Origin of the sequence: Methylorubrum sp. B1-46, from assembly GCF_021117295.1 — a bacterium.
GTDB lineage: Bacteria > Pseudomonadota > Alphaproteobacteria > Rhizobiales > Beijerinckiaceae > Methylobacterium.
Map to the genome: position 1 here is coordinate 989,450 of NZ_CP088247.1, position 18,051 is coordinate 1,007,500.

17 protein-coding genes (1 of these 17 running past the window's edge) are annotated in these 18,051 nt (G+C 68.7%); 6 read left to right on the forward strand and 11 right to left on the reverse strand.

Annotation, left to right across the window (positions count from 1 at the left end; all coding sequences use genetic code 11):
• Positions 1-85: 85 nt before the first annotated feature.
• From LPC10_RS04840 to moaB, 8 genes are all read right to left on the reverse strand, one after another.
• Positions 86-1,069, reverse strand: a complete 984-nt coding sequence (locus tag LPC10_RS04840) for a GDSL-type esterase/lipase family protein (RefSeq protein WP_231345704.1) — start codon at positions 1,067-1,069, stop codon at positions 86-88.
• Positions 988-2,127: an OpgC family protein gene (locus LPC10_RS04845; protein ID WP_231345705.1), complete on the reverse strand. Its 1,140-nt coding sequence runs from the start codon at positions 2,125-2,127 to the stop codon at positions 988-990. The genes LPC10_RS04840 and LPC10_RS04845 overlap by 82 nt, the downstream gene beginning before the upstream one ends.
• A gap of 186 nt (positions 2,128-2,313) precedes the next feature.
• Positions 2,314-3,075 carry an HAD-IA family hydrolase gene (locus LPC10_RS04850; protein WP_231345706.1) on the reverse strand — a complete coding sequence of 254 codons (762 nt, stop codon included), beginning with the start codon at positions 3,073-3,075 and terminating at the stop codon, positions 2,314-2,316.
• Positions 3,069-3,752: a ribulose-phosphate 3-epimerase gene (gene rpe / locus LPC10_RS04855; RefSeq protein ID WP_108938945.1), complete on the reverse strand. Its 684-nt coding sequence runs from the start codon at positions 3,750-3,752 to the stop codon at positions 3,069-3,071. Before rpe ends, LPC10_RS04850 begins: the two co-directional genes overlap by 7 nt.
• A gap of 192 nt (positions 3,753-3,944) precedes the next feature.
• Positions 3,945-4,550, reverse strand: coding sequence for a GNAT family N-acetyltransferase (locus tag LPC10_RS04860; protein ID WP_231345707.1), 606 nt, complete (start codon positions 4,548-4,550; stop codon positions 3,945-3,947).
• On the reverse strand, positions 4,550-6,895 hold the full coding sequence (locus tag LPC10_RS04865) for an Orn/Lys/Arg decarboxylase N-terminal domain-containing protein (protein WP_231345708.1): 2,346 nt from the start codon (positions 6,893-6,895) through the stop codon (positions 4,550-4,552). Before LPC10_RS04865 ends, LPC10_RS04860 begins: the two co-directional genes overlap by 1 nt.
• Positions 6,896-6,979: 84 nt before the next feature.
• Positions 6,980-7,342, reverse strand: a complete 363-nt coding sequence (locus LPC10_RS04870; protein ID WP_231345709.1) for a TonB family protein — start codon at positions 7,340-7,342, stop codon at positions 6,980-6,982.
• A gap of 266 nt (positions 7,343-7,608) precedes the next feature.
• The gene (gene moaB, locus LPC10_RS04875; protein ID WP_231345710.1) at positions 7,609-8,166 is read right to left on the reverse strand and encodes a molybdenum cofactor biosynthesis protein B; all 558 of its coding nucleotides are present in this window, start codon (positions 8,164-8,166) and stop codon (positions 7,609-7,611) included.
• A gap of 162 nt (positions 8,167-8,328) precedes the next feature.
• On the opposite strand from moaB, the gene purB reads away from it, so the two are divergent.
• From purB to LPC10_RS04900, 5 genes are all read left to right on the forward strand, one after another.
• Positions 8,329-9,636 (forward strand): adenylosuccinate lyase, encoded by a 1,308-nt coding sequence (gene purB / locus LPC10_RS04880; RefSeq protein ID WP_231345711.1) that lies wholly within the window; start codon positions 8,329-8,331, stop codon positions 9,634-9,636.
• A 58-nt stretch (positions 9,637-9,694) separates the two neighbouring features.
• Positions 9,695-10,552: a D-amino-acid transaminase gene (locus tag LPC10_RS04885; protein ID WP_231345712.1), complete on the forward strand. Its 858-nt coding sequence runs from the start codon at positions 9,695-9,697 to the stop codon at positions 10,550-10,552.
• Positions 10,553-10,626: 74 nt separating this feature from the next.
• Positions 10,627-10,944, forward strand: coding sequence for a hypothetical protein (locus LPC10_RS04890; RefSeq protein WP_231345713.1), 318 nt, complete (start codon positions 10,627-10,629; stop codon positions 10,942-10,944).
• Between the two features lie 219 nt (positions 10,945-11,163).
• A complete protein-coding gene (locus tag LPC10_RS04895) occupies positions 11,164-12,456 on the forward strand; it encodes an adenylosuccinate synthase (RefSeq protein WP_231345714.1) in 1,293 nt (430 codons plus the stop codon).
• Between the two features lie 40 nt (positions 12,457-12,496).
• Positions 12,497-13,978, forward strand: coding sequence for a histidine kinase (locus LPC10_RS04900; protein WP_231345715.1), 1,482 nt, complete (start codon positions 12,497-12,499; stop codon positions 13,976-13,978).
• A gap of 144 nt (positions 13,979-14,122) precedes the next feature.
• On the opposite strand, the gene rpoH is transcribed toward LPC10_RS04900, so the two are convergent.
• Both rpoH and LPC10_RS04910 read right to left on the reverse strand, forming a co-directional pair.
• On the reverse strand, positions 14,123-15,016 hold the full coding sequence (rpoH, locus tag LPC10_RS04905; protein ID WP_231345716.1) for an RNA polymerase sigma factor RpoH: 894 nt from the start codon (positions 15,014-15,016) through the stop codon (positions 14,123-14,125).
• A gap of 260 nt (positions 15,017-15,276) precedes the next feature.
• A complete protein-coding gene (locus LPC10_RS04910) occupies positions 15,277-17,286 on the reverse strand; it encodes a bifunctional diguanylate cyclase/phosphodiesterase (protein ID WP_231345717.1) in 2,010 nt (669 codons plus the stop codon).
• 205 nt (positions 17,287-17,491) lie between these two features.
• Between LPC10_RS04910 and LPC10_RS04915 the strand changes: the two genes are divergently transcribed.
• On the forward strand, positions 17,492-17,881 hold the full coding sequence (locus tag LPC10_RS04915) for a hypothetical protein (protein ID WP_231345718.1): 390 nt from the start codon (positions 17,492-17,494) through the stop codon (positions 17,879-17,881).
• Positions 17,882-17,911: 30 nt separating this feature from the next.
• On the opposite strand, the gene LPC10_RS04920 is transcribed toward LPC10_RS04915, so the two are convergent.
• Positions 17,912-18,051 carry the 3' end of a GNAT family N-acetyltransferase gene (locus LPC10_RS04920; protein ID WP_231345719.1) on the reverse strand. 307 nt of this gene lie beyond the right edge of the window, so 140 of the gene's 447 nt are visible here — the last part of the coding sequence; its start codon lies beyond the right edge, outside the window; it ends in the stop codon at positions 17,912-17,914.

Genomic DNA, 18,051 nt, shown 5'->3' on the forward strand with positions numbered 1-18,051 from the left:
GTATGGCCGGCACGCTCGGAGATCAGCCTAGGAAGCGCGAGATTTCGGGCGGGTTAAGAGCGCTCGATAAAACGCCCGCGCCGGCTTACGGCTTCTTCGGGGCCGGGCCGGCACCGGGCGTCCCGGTCTGGGCCGGATCGGTCTTCGGGATATCGGATGTGGCGTGGTCCGTCTTCGCCGCATCCGACTTGCCCGAATCCGTTTTGCCAGAGTCCGCCTTGCCCGCATCCTTGGCCGCCTCCGGCTGGAGCAGCGACAGGGTGATCGCCCGCGTGGCGTGCTCGGCCATGCAGCGCAAGCCCAGATCGTTGAGCCGGAAATGACGGCCCAGCATATGCGCCTCGGTGGTTCGCTGGGTCGAGAGGAAGCGCATCGCCGCGTAGCGGTGGACCAGCGGCACCGCTTCGCGGCGAGCCACATCCTGCACCGTGCGCACCATCTGCGTGTAATAGGCGTCGTCGGCCAGGCTCTCGGTGAAGACGGGGTCGATCAGCACGATGTCGATGCCGTGCGACTTCACCCACTGAACCGATTCGTCGAGCGCCTCGCCGAAGGCCTCGATGTCGACGCGGGCCAGCGCATCGTTGGTGCCGACCTGCCAGACCACGAGGTCCGGCTCCATCTCGGCCACCATGGACCGGAGCCGCTCGCCCGCCCCGCTCGCCACCTCGCCGGGCAGGCCGCGGGCCTCGACCTCGATCTGGACGTCGGGCAGCGCCTGCTCCAGGGCGTTCTCGAGCTTAACCGGGTAGCTCGCGGAGGCGCCGAGCCCCGCCGAGGAGGAGCCGATCGAGAGAACGTGGATCACACGCTTTTCCTTGAGCGCCGCCTTGACCGCCTTGAGCCGCGCCAGGGTGTAGAGCTTCGAGCCCGGCACCCGGCATTCGGGCGACAGGCTGAGGTCGAGCGCCTCGACCGTCGTGGTTGCCGGCCCGGCCGGCATCGGTGCGGCGCCCGAGGTCTCGCCGAAGGCGGGCGAGGCGAGACTCAGGCCGAGGAGGACGGCGAGCCGGCGGGCGAGGCGGTGTCGGGAGCCTTGCGCGTCGGCCGCGGTCTGCGGGAACGCCATTCGACGAACCATGCGGTGAAACCCAGTGCGATCAGGCCGAAGCCTACGACCGAAATGTCAACGAAGATACCGCCACCGGTCTGGAAGCGCACGAACTGTCCGCCCAGGCTCAACAGCGATCCCATCGAGAACACGGCCAGCGAGTTGCGCCCCAAACCCGACAGAAACCGGGCAAGCCGCCCGACATGCGGGGCGATGAGAGCGTAGACGCCCTGGAAAGCCAGCACCATGCCGCAGAAATGGATCAGCCGGGCGGGCGAGAGGTAGGTCTTGTCGAAGGTGAAGACGAGGCGCGGGTCGGGCGCCAGCATCGGATCGGGCCGCAATTCGAGCACCGCGAGCACGACGCCGACGACGACGATGACGACGCCAAGCGGCATCAACCGCGGCCAGAGGCGCCGCAGCCGCTCCGAGCCGTGGGTCGCCTCGTTGGCGAGGAAGCCCAGCACCAGCAGCAATTGCCAGCAGAGCGGGTCGAAGAACCAGTCGCCCTCGCCCGGCCAGGATGGAAAATTCCACTCGAAAACGAGACTCGCGCCGTAGAGCGAGAGCGAGAACGCCAGGAGCAGGACCCGGCTGACGCGGCCGATCAGCACCACGGCCGGGGCAATGGCGATCAGCACTACGTAGAGCGGCAGGATGTTGAAGAAGCCGAGCTGGTGGGTGAGCAGAACGACGCCGACCATGGTCTGAATCGGGTCGGCGAAGAAGCCGCCGGCATTGTGCCATTCGAGGATCAGCGGGTTGTCGAGATAGAGCGCGCAGCCGGCGATCATCGCGAGCGCCAGCGTCATGATGGTGATCTGCGCGCGGTACACCTCGACCGTGCGCGACAGGAGCCGCAGCACGGTGGTGAGGCGCGGCTCCGGCAGGCCGTCACGCCCGCGGGTGGCGAGCCCGATCGACCAGCCGGCCAGGAACACGAACAACTCGGCGGCATCCGAGATGCCGTACTGCGAGAAGGTGTAGCGCTCGAAGAAGTTGCCGGGGATGTGGTTGATGAAAATCGTCACCAGCGCAAAGCCGCGCCAGAAATCGATCGCGTTCGGCTCGCGCATCAGGCTCCACGGTCCGGCGGTGTGACGTCGAAGCGGTCAGTCGCGGCCTCCCACGCGGCGCGCGAGGCGACCGGTGCGGCGCCGTTCCGGGACCCGCGACCCGGAGCGGAAGACGGCCGCCCTGATAGACTGCGCCGGGGCGGGTTGGGAAGCGGAACCGCGGTGACGAGCGCGCGATACCGGCGCCTATGCCGCCCCGCGCAGATGCCCCGCATGCCAGTCGCGCAGCGCTTCCAGCGTCACGACACCATCGGGCCAGACATGGCCCTGAAGGTGCTGGTGCGGCGCGTCCGGCTCGCCGAGGTTGGAGACCGCGGAGAAGGCGCCGTCGAGGCGGTGGCTCTGGGTGTAGCGGCTGCGCGTGGCGAGCACCGGCAGGCCGGCGGCGAGTGCCGAGCGGATGCCGGCCGCCGAATCCTCGAACGCGATCGCCTCGGACGGGTCGATGCCGAGGCGGTGGACCGCGAGGGCAAAGATGTCGGGGGCGGGCTTCTTCTGCGCCGCCTCGTCGCCGGCGGCAATCACGTCGAAGGGCTGCGCGTCGCCCGGAAAGTTGAGCCTGAGCAGCAGGTCGATGTTCGGCCGGCTGGTGGTGGTGGCCACCGCCAGCCGCACGCCCTGCGCCCGCGCCTCCTCGACCAGGCGCCGCACGCCGGGCCGCAACGAAAGGCCGCCGCTCTCGGCCAGTTCGCCGTAGAAGCGCGTCTTGAGATCGTGGATCTCCGGCATCCGCACTTTCAGCGCCTCCGCCTCCTCGGCGTGGAAGCGCTCGATGTAGTGGACGAGCCGCTCCTTGCCGCCCATCACCTTGAGAAGTTCGGCGTAGAGTTCCGGCGACCAGTGCCAGGGCAGGCCGAGCGCCTGGAAGGCGCGGTTGAAGCCCTGGCGGTGGAGGTCTTCGGTCTCGGCGAGCGTTCCGTCGACGTCGAAGATCAGCGCCCTCAGCATCGCACGCCGTCCCGCCCGGCGGCGGCATCGGCCGCGGCGCGGATCGCCGCGACATTGGTCTCATACTTGTCCGGCCCGCCCTTGAACGCGGCGGAGCCGGCGACGAGGATGTTGGCGCCCGCCTGCGCGGCCGGTCCCGCCGTCTCCGGGGTGATGCCGCCATCGACCGAGATGTCGATCGAACGGCCCGCCGTCATTGCCTTGACGCGGGCAATGGTCTCGAGCGCCGAGTGGATGAAGCTCTGGCCGCCGAAGCCGGGATTGACCGTCATCACCAGCACGAGATCGACCATGTCGAGCACCGGCTCGATGGCGGAGGCCGGTGTGCCGGGATTAAGCGCCACGCCCGCGCGCTTGCCCAAGCCCCGGATCGTCTGGAGCGAGCGGTGGATGTGCGGGCCCGCCTCGACATGGACCGTGATCGCGTCGGCGCCCGCCTCGGCGAAGGCGGCGAGGTAGGGGTCGGCCGGGGCGATCATCAGGTGGACATCGAAGACCTTGTCGGTCCAGGGCCGCAGCGCCTTCACCACCGCCGGGCCGAAGCTGATGTTGGGCACGAAATGCCCGTCCATCACATCGAGATGGATCCAGTCGGCGCCGGCTTGCGCGATCGCCCGCGTCTCCTCGCCGAGCCTGGAGAAGTCGGCGGCGAGGATCGAGGGTGCGAGGATGGTCATGGGAACAGCTCGGAACAACGATGCGCCGCCCCGCGGCAAGAACGCGGGCGGCCCTGGGAGGGAGAGGCTTCCTGCAACCGATCTAGTGCATCGGAGGGAAAGTTGCTCGCCGGCTTCACGCAAAAAAGCGGGCGCGGATAGGGCAGCCCTGCGGTCGTCACCGTTTCCAGCGGATCAAATTCGGTGTCCCCGTTACGAGGAGGGAAACGAACCGGCCCGCTCCGGCCGATGCCACGCCTTCGGCTGATCCTCCGCCCCCGTCCCTAGCGGGCATTGCACGATCACGCTGTCGCTCCAGCGCCCGTACTTGTAGCCGATCGCCGGAAGGTAGCCGACGCGGGCGAACCCGCAGGCCTCGTGCAGGCGCAACGAGGCCTCGTTGCTCGCGTCGATATAGCCGATCATCTGCCGGTAGCCGCCGGCAGAACAGGCCTCGATCAGCGCCGGCAACAGGCGGCGCCCGATGCCGGCGTGCAGGTGGTCGGGATGCACGTAGATCGAGTGTTTGAGGGCGTAGCGGTAGGCCGGGCGCTTGCGGAACGGCACGGCGTAGGCGTAGCCGGCGATCTGCCCGCCCCGCTCGGCGACGAGGTGGGGCAGGCGCTTGCTGCGCATGGTCTTACGCCGCCGCCGCAACTCGTCGGGGAGCAGGCGCTCCTCCTCGAAGTCGCCGGTATCCCCGACGCCTCTCCGGATATGGCGCTCGTAGATCGCGATCATCGCCGACACGTCGGCATCCGACGAGGGTCGGATCACCACCTCGGCGTGAGCGGAGATCGCCGCTGCGCCCTCCGCCATCAGGCGCCCTCGCGCACGACGTAGGTGTGGAAGCGGATGCGCCCGTCCGGATCGGTCTCGCGGTAGACGCCCTGGATCTCGGCCTCGAAGCCGGGGAACAGGTTGGCGGCCGCCTCGAACATCTTGAAGTAGTCGAGCATGGGTTTCGCCCGCTCATCCAGACGCTCGCCCGGCAGCACGGTGCCGATGCCGGGCGGATAGACCAGCATCAGGGTGGTGGCGATGCGCCCCTCGGCCTCGGCGATCGGTACGTAATCGACCCGGTTGCGCGTCAGCATCTGCGCGGCGGCCTTGGGCGGCATTACCATGTCGGGCAGGTGCTCGGGCATGAACTGCTTGCGCTGGAGCGCCGAGGTGCCCGATTCGCGGTGGAAGCTGTGATAGTCGGCGCACAGATCGCGCAGGCCGACGCCGTGGTAGCGCTTAGGCCGGCGAGCGACGAATTCCGGCATCGCCTCTTCGAGCGGCACGTTGTCGTCGTGCAGGCGCTTGAAGGCGACGAGGCCCGAGATCAGGGTACCGGCCTTCGACGACTCGACGCCCGGCGTCAGCAGGAAGAGCAGCGAATTGAGATCGTTCTTCTCCGGCACGATCCGGTTCTCGCGCAGGTATTGCGCGACGATCGGCGCCGGCACGCCGTGCTCGGCATAGGCACCGGTCTTCCGATCGAAGCCGGGGGTGAGCACCGTGAGCTTGTTGGGGTCGGTGATGGCAAAGCCCGGCGCGACATGGGTGAAGCCGTGCCACGCCGCGCCCGGCGTCAGCTCCCAGTAGCGGGCATCCGCGGCCAGGGCGTCCGTCGGCACGGATTCCCACGGGATTTCCGTGCCGTCCGGGCCCTTCACCACGTCGGGCACGAAGGGGTCGAAGAACCAGCGCCGCTTCGGGTCGGCCTCGCGCTCCTCGAACTCCTTGCGGATGGCCCGCGCCTTCTTGCGCCACTCGATGCCTAGCCGAATGGTGTCGTCCCACAGCACCACGCCGGAGCGGCCCTTCATCATCTGCGCGCCGACATCGAGCGAGGCGAAGATCGGGTAGAACGGCGAGGTCGAGGCGTGAACGAGGAAGCTCTCGTTCAGGCGCTTATGCTCGACCCGCCGGGTCTGGCCGCGGATATGCCCGTCGCGGGTGTGGATCTGCGAGGCCTGAGAGAAGCTGGCGAGCTGCTTGTGGGTCGATTGCGTGGCGATGATGCCCGGCGAGGTTTCATCGAGCCCGGTCAGGCCCATGGCGAAGCGCCGCTGGTAGAGCGGGTGGAACTTCATGAAGCCCGCCCAGGCCTCGTCGAACAGGATGTAGTCGCACAGGTGGCCGATCCGCTTGACGAGCTCCTGCGCGTCGTAGATCGTGCCGTCATAGGTGCATTGCTCGATCACCGCGCAGCGGAACGGGCGCTCGCGGCGCCACGCCTCCTTGTCCTTCACGAGAGGGTTGTCGCGGATCTTTTCGCGAATGCGCTGTTCGTCGAGCGCCTCGTGGTAGATCGGCCCGATCAGACCATAGGCGTTGCGGTCGGTCTCCAGGAAGATCGGGATGCCGCCGGCGAGCAGCAGCGCGCCGTGATGGGCGGCCTTGTGGTTGTTGCGATCGAACAGGACGAGGTCGTCCTCGGCCACCAGTGATCCCAGCACGACCTTGTTCGAGGCCGAGGTGCCGTTGAGGACGAAGTAGGTCTTCTCCGCTCCGAAGATCTTCGCCGCTTCCTTCTGCGCCTTCAGCGCGGGCCCCTCGTGGGTCAGCAGATCACCGAGGTCGAGCACCGAGTTGTCGAGGTCGTCGCGAAAAATCGCCTCGCCGAGATGCTCGACGAAGATGCGTCCGATCGGCGAGCGGTTGTAGAAGATGCCGCCGTTATGGCCGGGGCAGGTCCAGAGCTGGTTGCCCTCCTCGGCATAGTCCACCAGCGCGCCGAAGAACGGCGTCTTCAGCGTGTCGGCGTACTGCGTCACGCGGGAGACGAGGTTGCGGGCAATGAATTCCGGGGTCTCTTCCGCGAGGAAGATGTAGCCGTCGATGAAGTCGAGCAGCTCGACCGGGATGTCCTCCAGCCGCTTGCGGCGGACCATGATGACGATCGGCATATCGAGGCCGCGCCGGCGCATCATGTCGATGAGGGCGGCGGCCTTGCCCTCGAGCCCGCGCTTGCCCCAATCGACCACGAGGCAGCCGACCGCCGAGTCGGTCTGCACCGCGATCGAGGCGTCCTCGACGCGCCGAGCCCGCACCACCTCGAAGCCGCGCGACTCGACCGCTGCGACGATCTGCTCGACCCGCGCCCCCTCCAGATCATCCGGATCGAAGGCGGGCGTGCACATCAGCACGGTGAAACGGCGGTGAAAATCCATGGAGCAGCGCTCTTCTCACGATCGGAACGCCTGCCTTTCCGATCCATCCGCGACGATTCGATGACAGCCGCCCGCGTCGCCGCGTCACCGCAGCGTGAGGGGGAAGCTCAGCTCCGTAAAACCTTCCAGCGTGAGCAGCCCGGCGGGCGGCGGCGGGAAAGGTGCGGCCGCCTGCACGGCGCGGGCCGCGCGTTCACCGAGCGCCGCCGGCCCCTCCTCCAGCACGATCCCGCCGAGCGCGCCGTCGGCCTCGATCCGTACCCGGATCGTCACCTGCCCACCGCGTCCCGGCGCGGCGGCGCGGTCGGCCATCCCGATTCGGCTGACGATCCCGGCCACCCAGGTCTTCGCCCGCGCATCGACCCGCGGCGCGGCCGAGACCGGCACGAGCGGCGCGCACAGCATCAGCGCGGCGAGAAGGAAGGGCCGTACCGGGGACGGACGCAAGGACAGGGACTCCGTGAACAAGAATGGCGCCTGCCGGCGCCGTCTTCGGGGATACGGCGCCGGCTCGCAGCCCGGCCGTCCCGAAGCGTAACGCCATCCGCGACTTGAGGTGCCGCCAAATGACAATGCCGCCGCGCAATTCGGATCACGACACTCGGACCGCCCCCGCGCTGCGGGGTCGACTTGGCTGAGGGACGACGCATCCGCGGTGGGCGCTGCGGCGCCAGATCGCTCCATATCCGCCCGCGACGCGCCTCCTTGGACGCTCACATCGTCGCGGCGGAGCCTCGGCGCAGGTGTTCGTCGAGGCGCGGCATGATCTCGACGAAGTTGCAGGGACGGTGGCGGTAATCGAGCTGCTGCGCCAGGATGCCGTCCCAGGCGTCCTTGCAGGCGCCGGGCGAGCCCGGCAGCACGAAGATGTAGGTCGCCCCGGCGACCCCGGCGGTCGCCCGCGACTGCAGGGTCGAGGTGCCGATCTTGTCGTAGGAGATCCGGTGGAACACCGCCGAGAAGCCGTCCATGCGCTTCTCGAACAAGGGCTCGATCGCCTCGGGCGTCACGTCCCGCCCAGTGAAGCCGGTGCCGCCGGTGGTGATCACGACATCGATCGCCGGATCGCGGATCCAGCCCTCGACCCGCTCACGGATGGCGACGACCTCGTCGGGCACGATGTCCCGCTCGGCCAGCCGGTGTCCGGCTCCCGTCAGCCGCGCGGCCAGGGTGTCGCCGGACTTATCGTCGGCGAGCACGCGGGTGTCGGACACCGTCAGCACGGCGATCGAGAGGGGGATGAAGGCGCGGGACGTCGGCTCGCTGTTCATGCTGCCGATGTTGCCCCGCGGGCCGGCTCGGTCAACCGCTCCGTGACGTCGCGGGGGAGCCATGCACATCCCGGCCAGGCGGCGCGTTGAGGCTCCGGGCCGCGCCGTGCTACGCGCGGAGCGATTTCGCGAAACCGCGACACGTCCGAGGCACGGAAAAACATGATCCCCCGCTACTCCCGTCCCGAGATGACCGCGATCTGGTCGCCGGAGAGCCGGTTCCGGATCTGGTTCGAGATCGAGGCCCACGCCACCACCGCTCTTAGCCATATCGGCGTCGTGCCGAAGGAGGCCGCCGAGAAGGTTTGGGAGAAGGGCCGCGACGCGACCTTCGACGTCGCCCGCATCGACGCGATCGAGGCGGTGACGAAGCACGACGTCATCGCCTTCCTCACGCATCTGGCCGAGATCGTCGGGCCGGAGGCGCGCTTCGTCCACCAGGGCATGACCTCGTCAGACGTGCTCGATACCTGCCTCAACGTGCAGCTCACCCGCGCCGCCGACATCCTGATCAAGGATCTCGACGCGCTGCTCGCCGCGCTGAAGCGGCGCGCCTTCGAGCATAAGCTGACCCCCACCATCGGCCGCTCGCACGGCATCCACGCCGAGCCCGTCACCTTCGGCCTCAAGCTCGCCCAGGCCTATGCCGAGTTTTCCCGCGCGAAGGAGCGCCTGATCGCGGCGCGGAAGGAAGTCGCGACCTGCGCGATCTCGGGCGCCGTCGGCACCTTCGCCAACATCGATCCGCGGGTGGAGGAATACGTCGCCGAGCAGATGGGCCTCCAGCCAGAGCCGGTCTCGACCCAGGTGATCCCGCGCGACCGCCACGCGATGTTCTTCGCCGTGCTGGGCGTGATCGCCAGCTCGATGGAGCGGCTGGCCACGGAAGTGCGCCACCTGCAGCGCACCGAGGTGCTGGAGGCGGAAGAGTTCTTCTCCGAGGGGCAGAAGGGCTCCTCGGCCATGCCGCACAAGCGCAATCCGGTGCTGACGGAGAACATCACCGGACTGGCCCGCATGGTGCGCGGCTACGTCACCCCGGCGCTGGAGAACGTCGCGCTCTGGCATGAGCGGGACATCTCGCACTCCTCCGTCGAGCGGATGATCGGCCCGGACGCGACTGTCACCCTCGATTTCGCGCTGGCTCGCCTCACCGGCGTGATCGACAAGCTGCTGATCTACCCCGAGCAGATGCAGAAGAACCTCGACCGGCTCGGCGGCCTCGTCCACTCGCAGCGGGTGCTGCTGGCGCTGACGCAGGGCGGTCTCTCGCGCGAGGATTCCTATCGGCTGGTCCAGCGCAACGCGATGCCGGTCTGGCGCGGTGAGGGCGACTTCCTGTCCCTTCTCAAGGCCGACCCTGAGGTGACCGCCGTGCTGAAGCCGGAGCAGATCGAGGAATGCTTCGATCTCGGCTACCACCTCAAGCACGTCGATACGATTTTTTCGCGGGTGTTCGGCCAAGCCTGATCCGTCCTGCACGGAACCTGCTTCGCGCTTCACCCGACGACGGACGATCGAGACTGTCATGAGCCGCACCGCCTATCTCAACGGCCAGTTCCTGCCCTTGGACGAAGCCCGCGTGCCGGTGATGGACCGCGGCTTCCTGTTCGCCGACGGGATCTACGAGGTGGCCGCCGTGCTGCACGGCCGCCTCGTGGACAATGCCGGGCATCTCGCCCGGCTCGACCGCTCGCTCTCCGAGATCGGCATCCGCAACCCGCACGCACCTGAGGAATGGGAGCGGCTGGAGACGCAGCTCGTCGAGCGGAACGGCGTGCGGGAAGGCCTCGTCTACATCCAGGTAACACGGGGTGTGGCCGAGCGCGACTTCTCCTATCCGAAGGGCGACGTGGCCCCGACCGTGGTGATGTTCACGCAGGAAAAATCCATCGTGAACAACCCGATGGCCGAGACGGGCGCGAAGGCGATCACCGTGCCGGACCTGCGCTGGAAGCGGCGGGACATCAAGTCAGTGGCGCTTCTGGCCCAGGTGCTCGCCAAGCAGCAGGCGGCGGAAGCGGGCGTGGCCGAAGCCTTCATGGTCGAGGACGGCGTGGTGACCGAGGGCTCCTCCTCCACCGTCTTCATCGTCACCAAGGCCGGCGCACTTGTGACGCGTCCGCTCTCCCACGCGGTCCTGCCCGGCATCACCCGTAAGGCGGTGCTGGCGCTGGCCGAAGAGACCGGCCTCGCCTTCGAGGAGCGTCTCATCAACGCCCGCGAGCTGCCCGAGGCGGCGGAGGCCTTCTACACCTCGGCCTCGGCCTTCGTGATGCCGGTGGTGGAGATCGACGGCAAAATCCTCGGCGACGGCCGCCCCGGCCCGGTGGCGCGGCGGTTGCGCGAATTGTACTTCGCCTTCGCCGAGGGCGCGAAGGCCTAGCCTGCCGGGAAGGGCCTGACAGGAACGCGAAGGCGCACGCATCCGTTGGTTCCCAAAGGACCATTGAGGACGCGATGACCTTCAAGAGAACTTCAATCCTCGGCGCCGCGCTGCTGGGCGGCCTGATGAGCACGGCGGCCCTGGCCCAGGACCCGTCGGTGCCGCAGCGCGGCCAGGACAGCGACCCGAAGCTGCCCCCGCCCCAGGAGCAGGTGCCGGAAAAGGTCCGGCCGGAGAGCGGCAATTCCGGCGCCACGCTGAGCGAGAAGCTCGAGAAGTCGGACGGCGTGATCAAGCCACCCGCGGGCGTCGATCCCGAGATCAAGACGATCGCGCCGGAGCCGACCCCGAACTCGACCCCCGTGATCAAGCCGCCGGGCAACGCCAAGTAACCGCCGAGGCCAAGTAACCGCCGAGGCCGAGGAACCGGCGAGAGCGCATCAGCCATGCGGGGCGCTCCCCAGCGCAGGCCCGCCCATCGCTTGACCTGCCTGCCGAGATCGCCGAAGACGCCCCCGTATGCTCGATCCCCGGCTCGACAGCCGGGGTTTTCGCGCGTGGCGCAACCGCTTGGCGCCCGCGCCAGCGATTGCGAGACAGGTCAGACGCGCATGGCGAACGTCGTCGTCGTAGGCGCCCAGTGGGGCGACGAGGGCAAGGGCAAGATCGTCGACTGGCTCTCCGAGCAGGCCGACATCGTCGTCCGCTTCCAGGGCGGCCACAATGCCGGCCACACGCTGGTGGTCGGTGAGGCCGTCTACAAGCTCTCCCTTCTGCCCTCCGGCGTCGTCCGCCCGAACACGCTCGGCGTGATCGGCAACGGCGTGGTGCTCGACCCCTACGCGCTCGCTTCCGAGATCGACCGGCTCGCCAGCCAGGGCGTGACGGTGACGCGCGAGAACCTTCGCGTGGCCGACAACGCCACGCTGATCCTCTCGCTTCACCGCGAACTCGACGCCCTGCGCGAGGACGGAGCGCCGGGCACCAAGATCGGCACGACCAAGCGCGGCATCGGCCCAGCCTACGAGGACAAGGTCGGCCGTCGCGCCATCCGCCTGATGGATCTGGCCGAGCCCGAGACCCTGCCGCCGAAGATCGAGCGGCTGCTGGCCCACCACAACGCACTCCGCCGCGGCTTCGCCCTCGAAGAGATCTCCGAGCAGGCGATCCTCGACGAGTTGACGGGCATCGCCGACCGCGTTCTGCCCTATCAGGACACCGTCTGGCAGCTGCTCGACGACGCGCGCCGGGGCGGCAAGCGCATCCTGTTCGAGGGCGCGCAGGGCGCGCTGCTCGACGTCGATCACGGCACCTACCCGTTCGTCACCTCCTCCAACACGGTGGCGGGACAGGCGGCGACCGGTTCGGGCCTCGGTCCGCGGGCCATCGGCTACGTGCTCGGCATCGCCAAGGCCTACACCACCCGCGTCGGCGAGGGTCCGTTCCCGACCGAGCTGCATGACGAAATCGGCCAGCGTATCGGCGAGCGCGGCCACGAATTCGGCACCGTCACCGGCCGCAAGCGCCGCTGCGGCTGGTTCGACGCCTGCCTCGTGCGCCAGACCGTGAAGACCTCGGGCATCGACGGGATCGCCCTGACCAAGCTCGACGTGCTCGACGGTTTCGACGAGATCCGGGTCTGCACCGCCTACGACATCGACGGGCAGCGCTTCGATCATCTCCCCGCGAGCCAGGCGGCGCAGCAGCGCGCCCTGCCGGTCTACGAAACGATTCCCGGTTGGAGCGGCACCACCGCAGGTGCCCGCTCCTGGGCCGACCTGCCGGCGCAGGCGATCAAGTATGTGCGCCGGATCGAGGAGTTGATCGGCGCGCCGGTGGCTCTGCTCTCCACGTCGCCGGAGCGCGACGACACCATCCTGATGCACAACCCCTTCGAGGATTAAGTCCCGGGACGGCGGGGAGAGACAGGCAGATCCGGGCACGATGGCCGACTATTATCCGTTGCTGGCACGCGCGCTCGACGCCCTGCCTGATCGATCCCCGGCCCTGCGCCGCGCCGTCTACGATCGCGCGCGCAGCGCCCTGATTGCACAACTCCGCTCGCTCGATCCGCCGGTGCCCGAGGCCGATATCGACCTCGAGCGCCGGGCGCTGGACACCGCAATCGGGCGGCTCGAGGCCGATTACGGGGCGCCCCCGGTTGCGGCCGAGGAACTGACGAAGGCGCCCGAACCGGCGCAGGCGCCCCTCCCTCCCCCGGTCCCCGAACCGATCCGGCCGGAGCCGCTCTCGCCCGGCCCCCTGCCGCCGACGCTGCCCGAGCCCGAGCCGCCGCAGAATCCGGAGGAGCCGCTGGTCCTGCCGCCCGCCTCGGTGCCGGCCGGGATCGGATCGGACCTCGGCCCCGCGGAGCCCAAGCCGGCCGGCGAGACGGTGCCGTTCATGCCGCCGCCCCGCCGCCCCCGGGCGGACGAGGCCGCCCGATCCGCGCAGGAGACGGCCGCAACGGAGGCCGCCGACGCTTTCATCCCACCGACACCGGCTCCTGCCGAGGCCGGGATCGAAGCCGAGCCCAGAACGGGTGCCGACGCCGCCTCCTCCGACGCCGCCCCGGAGCTGAACGGCCGCCAGCGGCCGCGCATCGATGTGGTGGCGCCGCCCGAGAGCCGATCGCGCCTGCTGCGCAATCTGTTCGTCGGCGGCGTGCTCGCGATGGTGATCGCGCTGATCGCGGTGGCCGCCTTCTTCCTGCGCGACAAGCCATCCGACCTTCAGCAGAGCGCGGCCGAGCAGGAAGTGCCGACCGAGCAGCCGGACGCGAAGTTCTCGGACCGGGTCGGAGGCGAGCGCAGCGAGGCTGAGGCACGCCCGAAGCCGGCCGTTCCGGGCGCTGCACCGGTGCAGCCGGAGGTCACGGTCTCACAGCGGGGTATCCTCTACGAGGAGAACCAGAGCGACCCGCGCGCCCAGCCGATCGCCACCAACGGTCACACGGTCTGGCGGGTGGAGGCCGTGAATGGTGCGCAGGGCGAGCCGCTTCAGACGGTGCTTCGCGCCAATGTGGAGTTCCCGGATGCGGGGCTGACGCTGGCGATGACCATGCGCAAGAATCTCGATGCGACGCTTCCCGCCTCGCACACGATCGAACTCGCCTTCACCAATACCGGTGAGGCCGGCGCCAAGCGCGCGGTGCAGAATATCGGCTTGCTCCAGCTCAAGGACGAGGAGGCGGCCCGCGGCTCGCCCGTTTCGGGCCTTCCGGTGCGGGTTCGCGAGAACCTGTTCCTGATCGGCCTGTCCTCGCTGAAGAGCGACGTGGACCGCAACACCGAGTTGCTGCTGCACAAGAACTGGCTCGATCTGGCGCTGACCTACACGAGCGGCCAGCGGGCGGTCATCACCTTCGAGAAGGGCACCGCCGGCACCCAGGCGCTGCAGAACGCCTTCAGTCAGTGGCGGGAGTAATGTCGCGCCACTTGGAGCGACTGACGGTCGCTCGCACGCTGCGACGGTGTCGCTCCGCTTGCCTCCCCATGAAAAAACCCGGCCCCACGAGGGCCGGGTTTTTTCATGTGATCAGGTCGGACGTGTCGACGATCTCCGCGCCGCCTACGAGATCCGCGCCTCGGTCCGCGGCAATTCGCGGGTCGCGAGGTTACGCTTGACCGCCTCTTGGACCTTCTCGAAGGCGCGCACCTCGATCTGACGGACGCGCTCGCGCGAGACGCCGAATTCGCCGGAGAGATCCTCCAAGGTGATCGGGTCGTCGGCCAGCCGCCGCGCCTCGAAGATGCGCCGCTCGCGCGGGTTCAGCACGCCGAGCGCGTCGCGCAGGGCCGAGAGACGGTTGCGCCCCTCCTCTTCGCGGGCGAGCACGGTCTCCTGGCTCGGGCTGTTGTCCACGAGCCAGTCCTGCCACTCGCCCTCGCCCTCTTCGCGCAGGGGCGCGTTGAGCGAGGTGTCGCCGGACAGGCGGCGGTTCATGTCGATCACGTCCTGAGCGGGGACGCCGAGCGAGGTGGCGATCTGCTGCACTTGGTCGGGGCGCAGGTCGCCCTCGTCGAGGGCCGAGATGCGGCCCTTGGCCTTGCGCAGGTTGAAGAACAGCTTCTTCTGGTTGGCGGTGGTGCCCATCTTCACGAGCGACCACGAGCGCAGGATATATTCCTGGATCGCCGCCTTGATCCACCACATCGCGTAGGTCGCCAGCCGGAAGCCCTTATCGGGATCGAAGCGCTTGACGGCCTGCATCAGGCCGACATTGCCCTCCGAGACGACTTCGCTGATGGGCAGGCCGTAGCCGCGATAGCCCATGGCGATCTTGGCGACGAGCCGCAGATGCGAGGTCACGAGGCGGTGGGCCGCTTCGCGGTCGCCCTCGTCGCGCCAGCTCTTGGCAAGGGTAAACTCTTCCGCCGGCTCCAGCATCGGGAACTTGCGGATCTCATCGAGGTAGCGCGAAAGGCCTCCCTCATTGGCGAGCACGGGCAGAGCGCCGGCCATGTGCACCTCCTTCAACAGCCCCCCTGTCGGGCGGGCCCCAAGCGAATGGCCGCTCCCTTGAGCCGGCCACGCCGCTTCCCATCTTTAATGGAAATCCGAAATGCCCGGTAGCGACCAACGCTGTTCACGCAAGGGTCCCAACGCGCGAACCGGAGTCCGGGTTTAACGTGTCACGGGCGCGCAGGGGTCGCAGTGCCGAAACGCACCTTTCTTAGCCCCCTCTCGACCTTTCGCCGGAACCCGATTCGCTTCGGGCGGTGTCACATGCCGAGGCGCTGAACACGGGTTTCACCGCTGGCGGCAAGGTGTGCGTCGAGGAGGCGCAGCACATCGTTCGCCGATTGCGGGCGGGCGAGATGGTAGCCCTGCATGAACGGGCATCCCATGGCCTGAAGCGTAGCGAGATCGTCCGCCGTCTCGACCCCCTCGGCCACGACCTCCAGGCCCAGCGCCCGGCCGAGACCGAGCACCGCCTGGACGAGGCCGCGCTTGTCCTCGGCCTCGGTCAGACCCGTGACGAGGCTGCGATCGATCTTGACCCGATTGGCTCGGAGTTGCCGCACCGAGGCGAGCGAGGAGTAGCCGGTCCCGAAATCGTCGAGCGCCATCCGGATGCCGGCCCGCGACAGCGCCATCAGCTTGCCCTGCACCGCCTCGATATCGAGCGCCGTCTCCTCGGTGATCTCGATCTCGAGTGCGGTCGCCGGAAGGCCGAGCAGCCGGAGCCGGCCGAGTACGATCTCGTCGACGGCGATCTGCGCCATCTCCCGCGGCGAGACGTTCATCGCCACCGAGAGATAATAACGCCCCCGCTCCCGCAGCGCGCACAGCATCCTGCAGACCTGCTCCAGAATGAACCGCAGCAGTGACTCGGTCAGTCCGGCCATGGCCGCGGCGGCGATCAGATCGGCCGGGGGCACCCAGCCGTGGACCGGATGGTGCCAGCGCACCAGCGCTTCCAGGTTGGTCACGGTGCGGCCGTCCCGACCGAAGATCGGCTGGAACCACACCTCCAACGCCCCCTCGGCCAGGGCTTGCGAGAGGTCGCGCTCGCAGTCGCGCCGCACCTCCAGGCGGGCGTGCAGGCCCTCGTCGAACAGGCGGAAGTGGTTCCGGCCGGAATGCTTGGCGGCGTAGAGCGCCTCGTCGGCGCAGCTCAGGAGATGGGTCAGGCTGCCGGCCGGAAGCGGGCAGATGCCGATGCTCATGCCGAGCCGCCCCGTGTCGAAGCTCTCGAACGGCTCGGCCACGGTTTGGATGAGGCGGTCCGCCAGTGCCGCCGGGCTCTCGCTCACCCGCGCACCGTCGTAGACCAGGGCGAACTCATCCCCACCGAGGCGCGCGGCATCGCAATCGGCCGGCAGGGCGGCCCGGATGCGGCGGGCGACCTCGGTGAGCACGCGGTCCCCGGTGCTGTGACCATAGACGTCGTTGACCGATTTGAAGCCGTCGAGATCGAGCAGCATCAGGCACAGCGCCTCCCCGGCGGCCAGCCGCTCCTCCGCCCGCTGGATGAAGCCCGCGCGGTTCAGGAGGCCGGTCAGGCCGTCATGTGTCGCCCGCTCGCGCATCTCCTCCGCCAGGGCGCTCGCGCTGGCATGGGCGGCCTTGCGCGCCTCGGCGAGCGCGGTCGCCTCGTTCTTCAGGCGGCTGGTCTCGCGGAAGCTCCGCTCGGTCGCGATCGTGCTGCGGATCAGCGCGGCCAGATAGAGCAGGACAGTGGCGGCGAGACAATTCCGGTCGAAGCCGCCGCCGGCGAGCAGGCAGAGCGCGGCCGATAGGAGCGGCGGCGTGATGAAGCAGATCGGGATGCGGGCGTAGGCGATGCCGTGCGTCACCGCCCCGGCGGTGATCCCACAGGTGATGGTCAGATAAAAGAGTGTCTGCGCCGTCGTGTAACCCTCGGAGAGGATCGGTAGAAAGGCCCAGACGGAGCCGGAGCACAGGGCGGCGAGACAGGCCAGCAGCAGGTGACGGTCGACCGAGCGTGCGGCCGCCTCCCCCGCAATCGGGCTCTCGTCCGCGGACATCGCCAATCCGGCGCAGGGTGCGCGGCACAACCCCAAGCGCAGCAGGTTCACGGCCAGGGAGGCGGAGAACCACAATCCACCCGCCACGCCGTGCCCCGAATGCCGGGCCACAAGGAAGCTCGCCAAGCCGAGCAGCATGTTGATGGGCAGCGCCTGCTGCACGCTGGCACGAACCGCGTCGAGCTGATCGCGGCGGATCTGCCTGTCGAGCTGCGGCCCGGTGCTCGGACGTGAGCGCATGGCGAACGAGCCTGTCATATGCTTCGAAGATGAAGCGTACTGCTTCTACGGGCAAAGACGTAACAGATGGTTGAAGCCCACCTCAGCCCCGCGTTGCGCGTCGAGACGATGAAATCGCGGGCTCACGTGCGACCTAAACTTAGCCCCACTTAATATGATCTTTCGGCAATGGATGATGAGCCGGAACGATGACGTGGGGACAGCCATGCTCGTCCGCGCCCTCCCTGTTCCCGCCGCGGCGCTTCCGCTCAATGAGAGCCGGCAGCCAGGAAGTTCCGCCCAGCGATGCTGCCTTCGGTCGCGCTTCCACGACGCCCTCGCGTTCTACTTGCACGTTTCGACCGCGCCGACAGGCCGGCGCCACGGCATTCGAAAGGTCGTCATGCAGGTTTTCCATTCGATCGGTCAGGCTTGCGGCGGCGGCCTGCGCGCCGGCGTCGGGGGTTTGATCGCGGCGCTCGACCGTCTCACGCTTCTCGTCGGGCGTGTCTCCGAGAGTGTCGAGGCCAGTTTGGCGCGGCGGACGCCCCACCTCCGATCGCGCCGCCGGCCCGACGGCCGCCAACCGCTCGATCTGCCCTTCCTACACTTCTGATCCTCCGCTGCCCGAACGTGCGGGAGCGTGTCACCCCTTCTTGCGTAGGGGCCTCACGAAGCAGCCGGCGCTTGGGGTGAAGCCGGTCGCTGCGCAGAATTCCGGCAGGCCGCTCCCCTCGGCCGCCAGAAGCTGGAGCGCGTCGCATCCGGCCATCCGGGCGGCCTGCG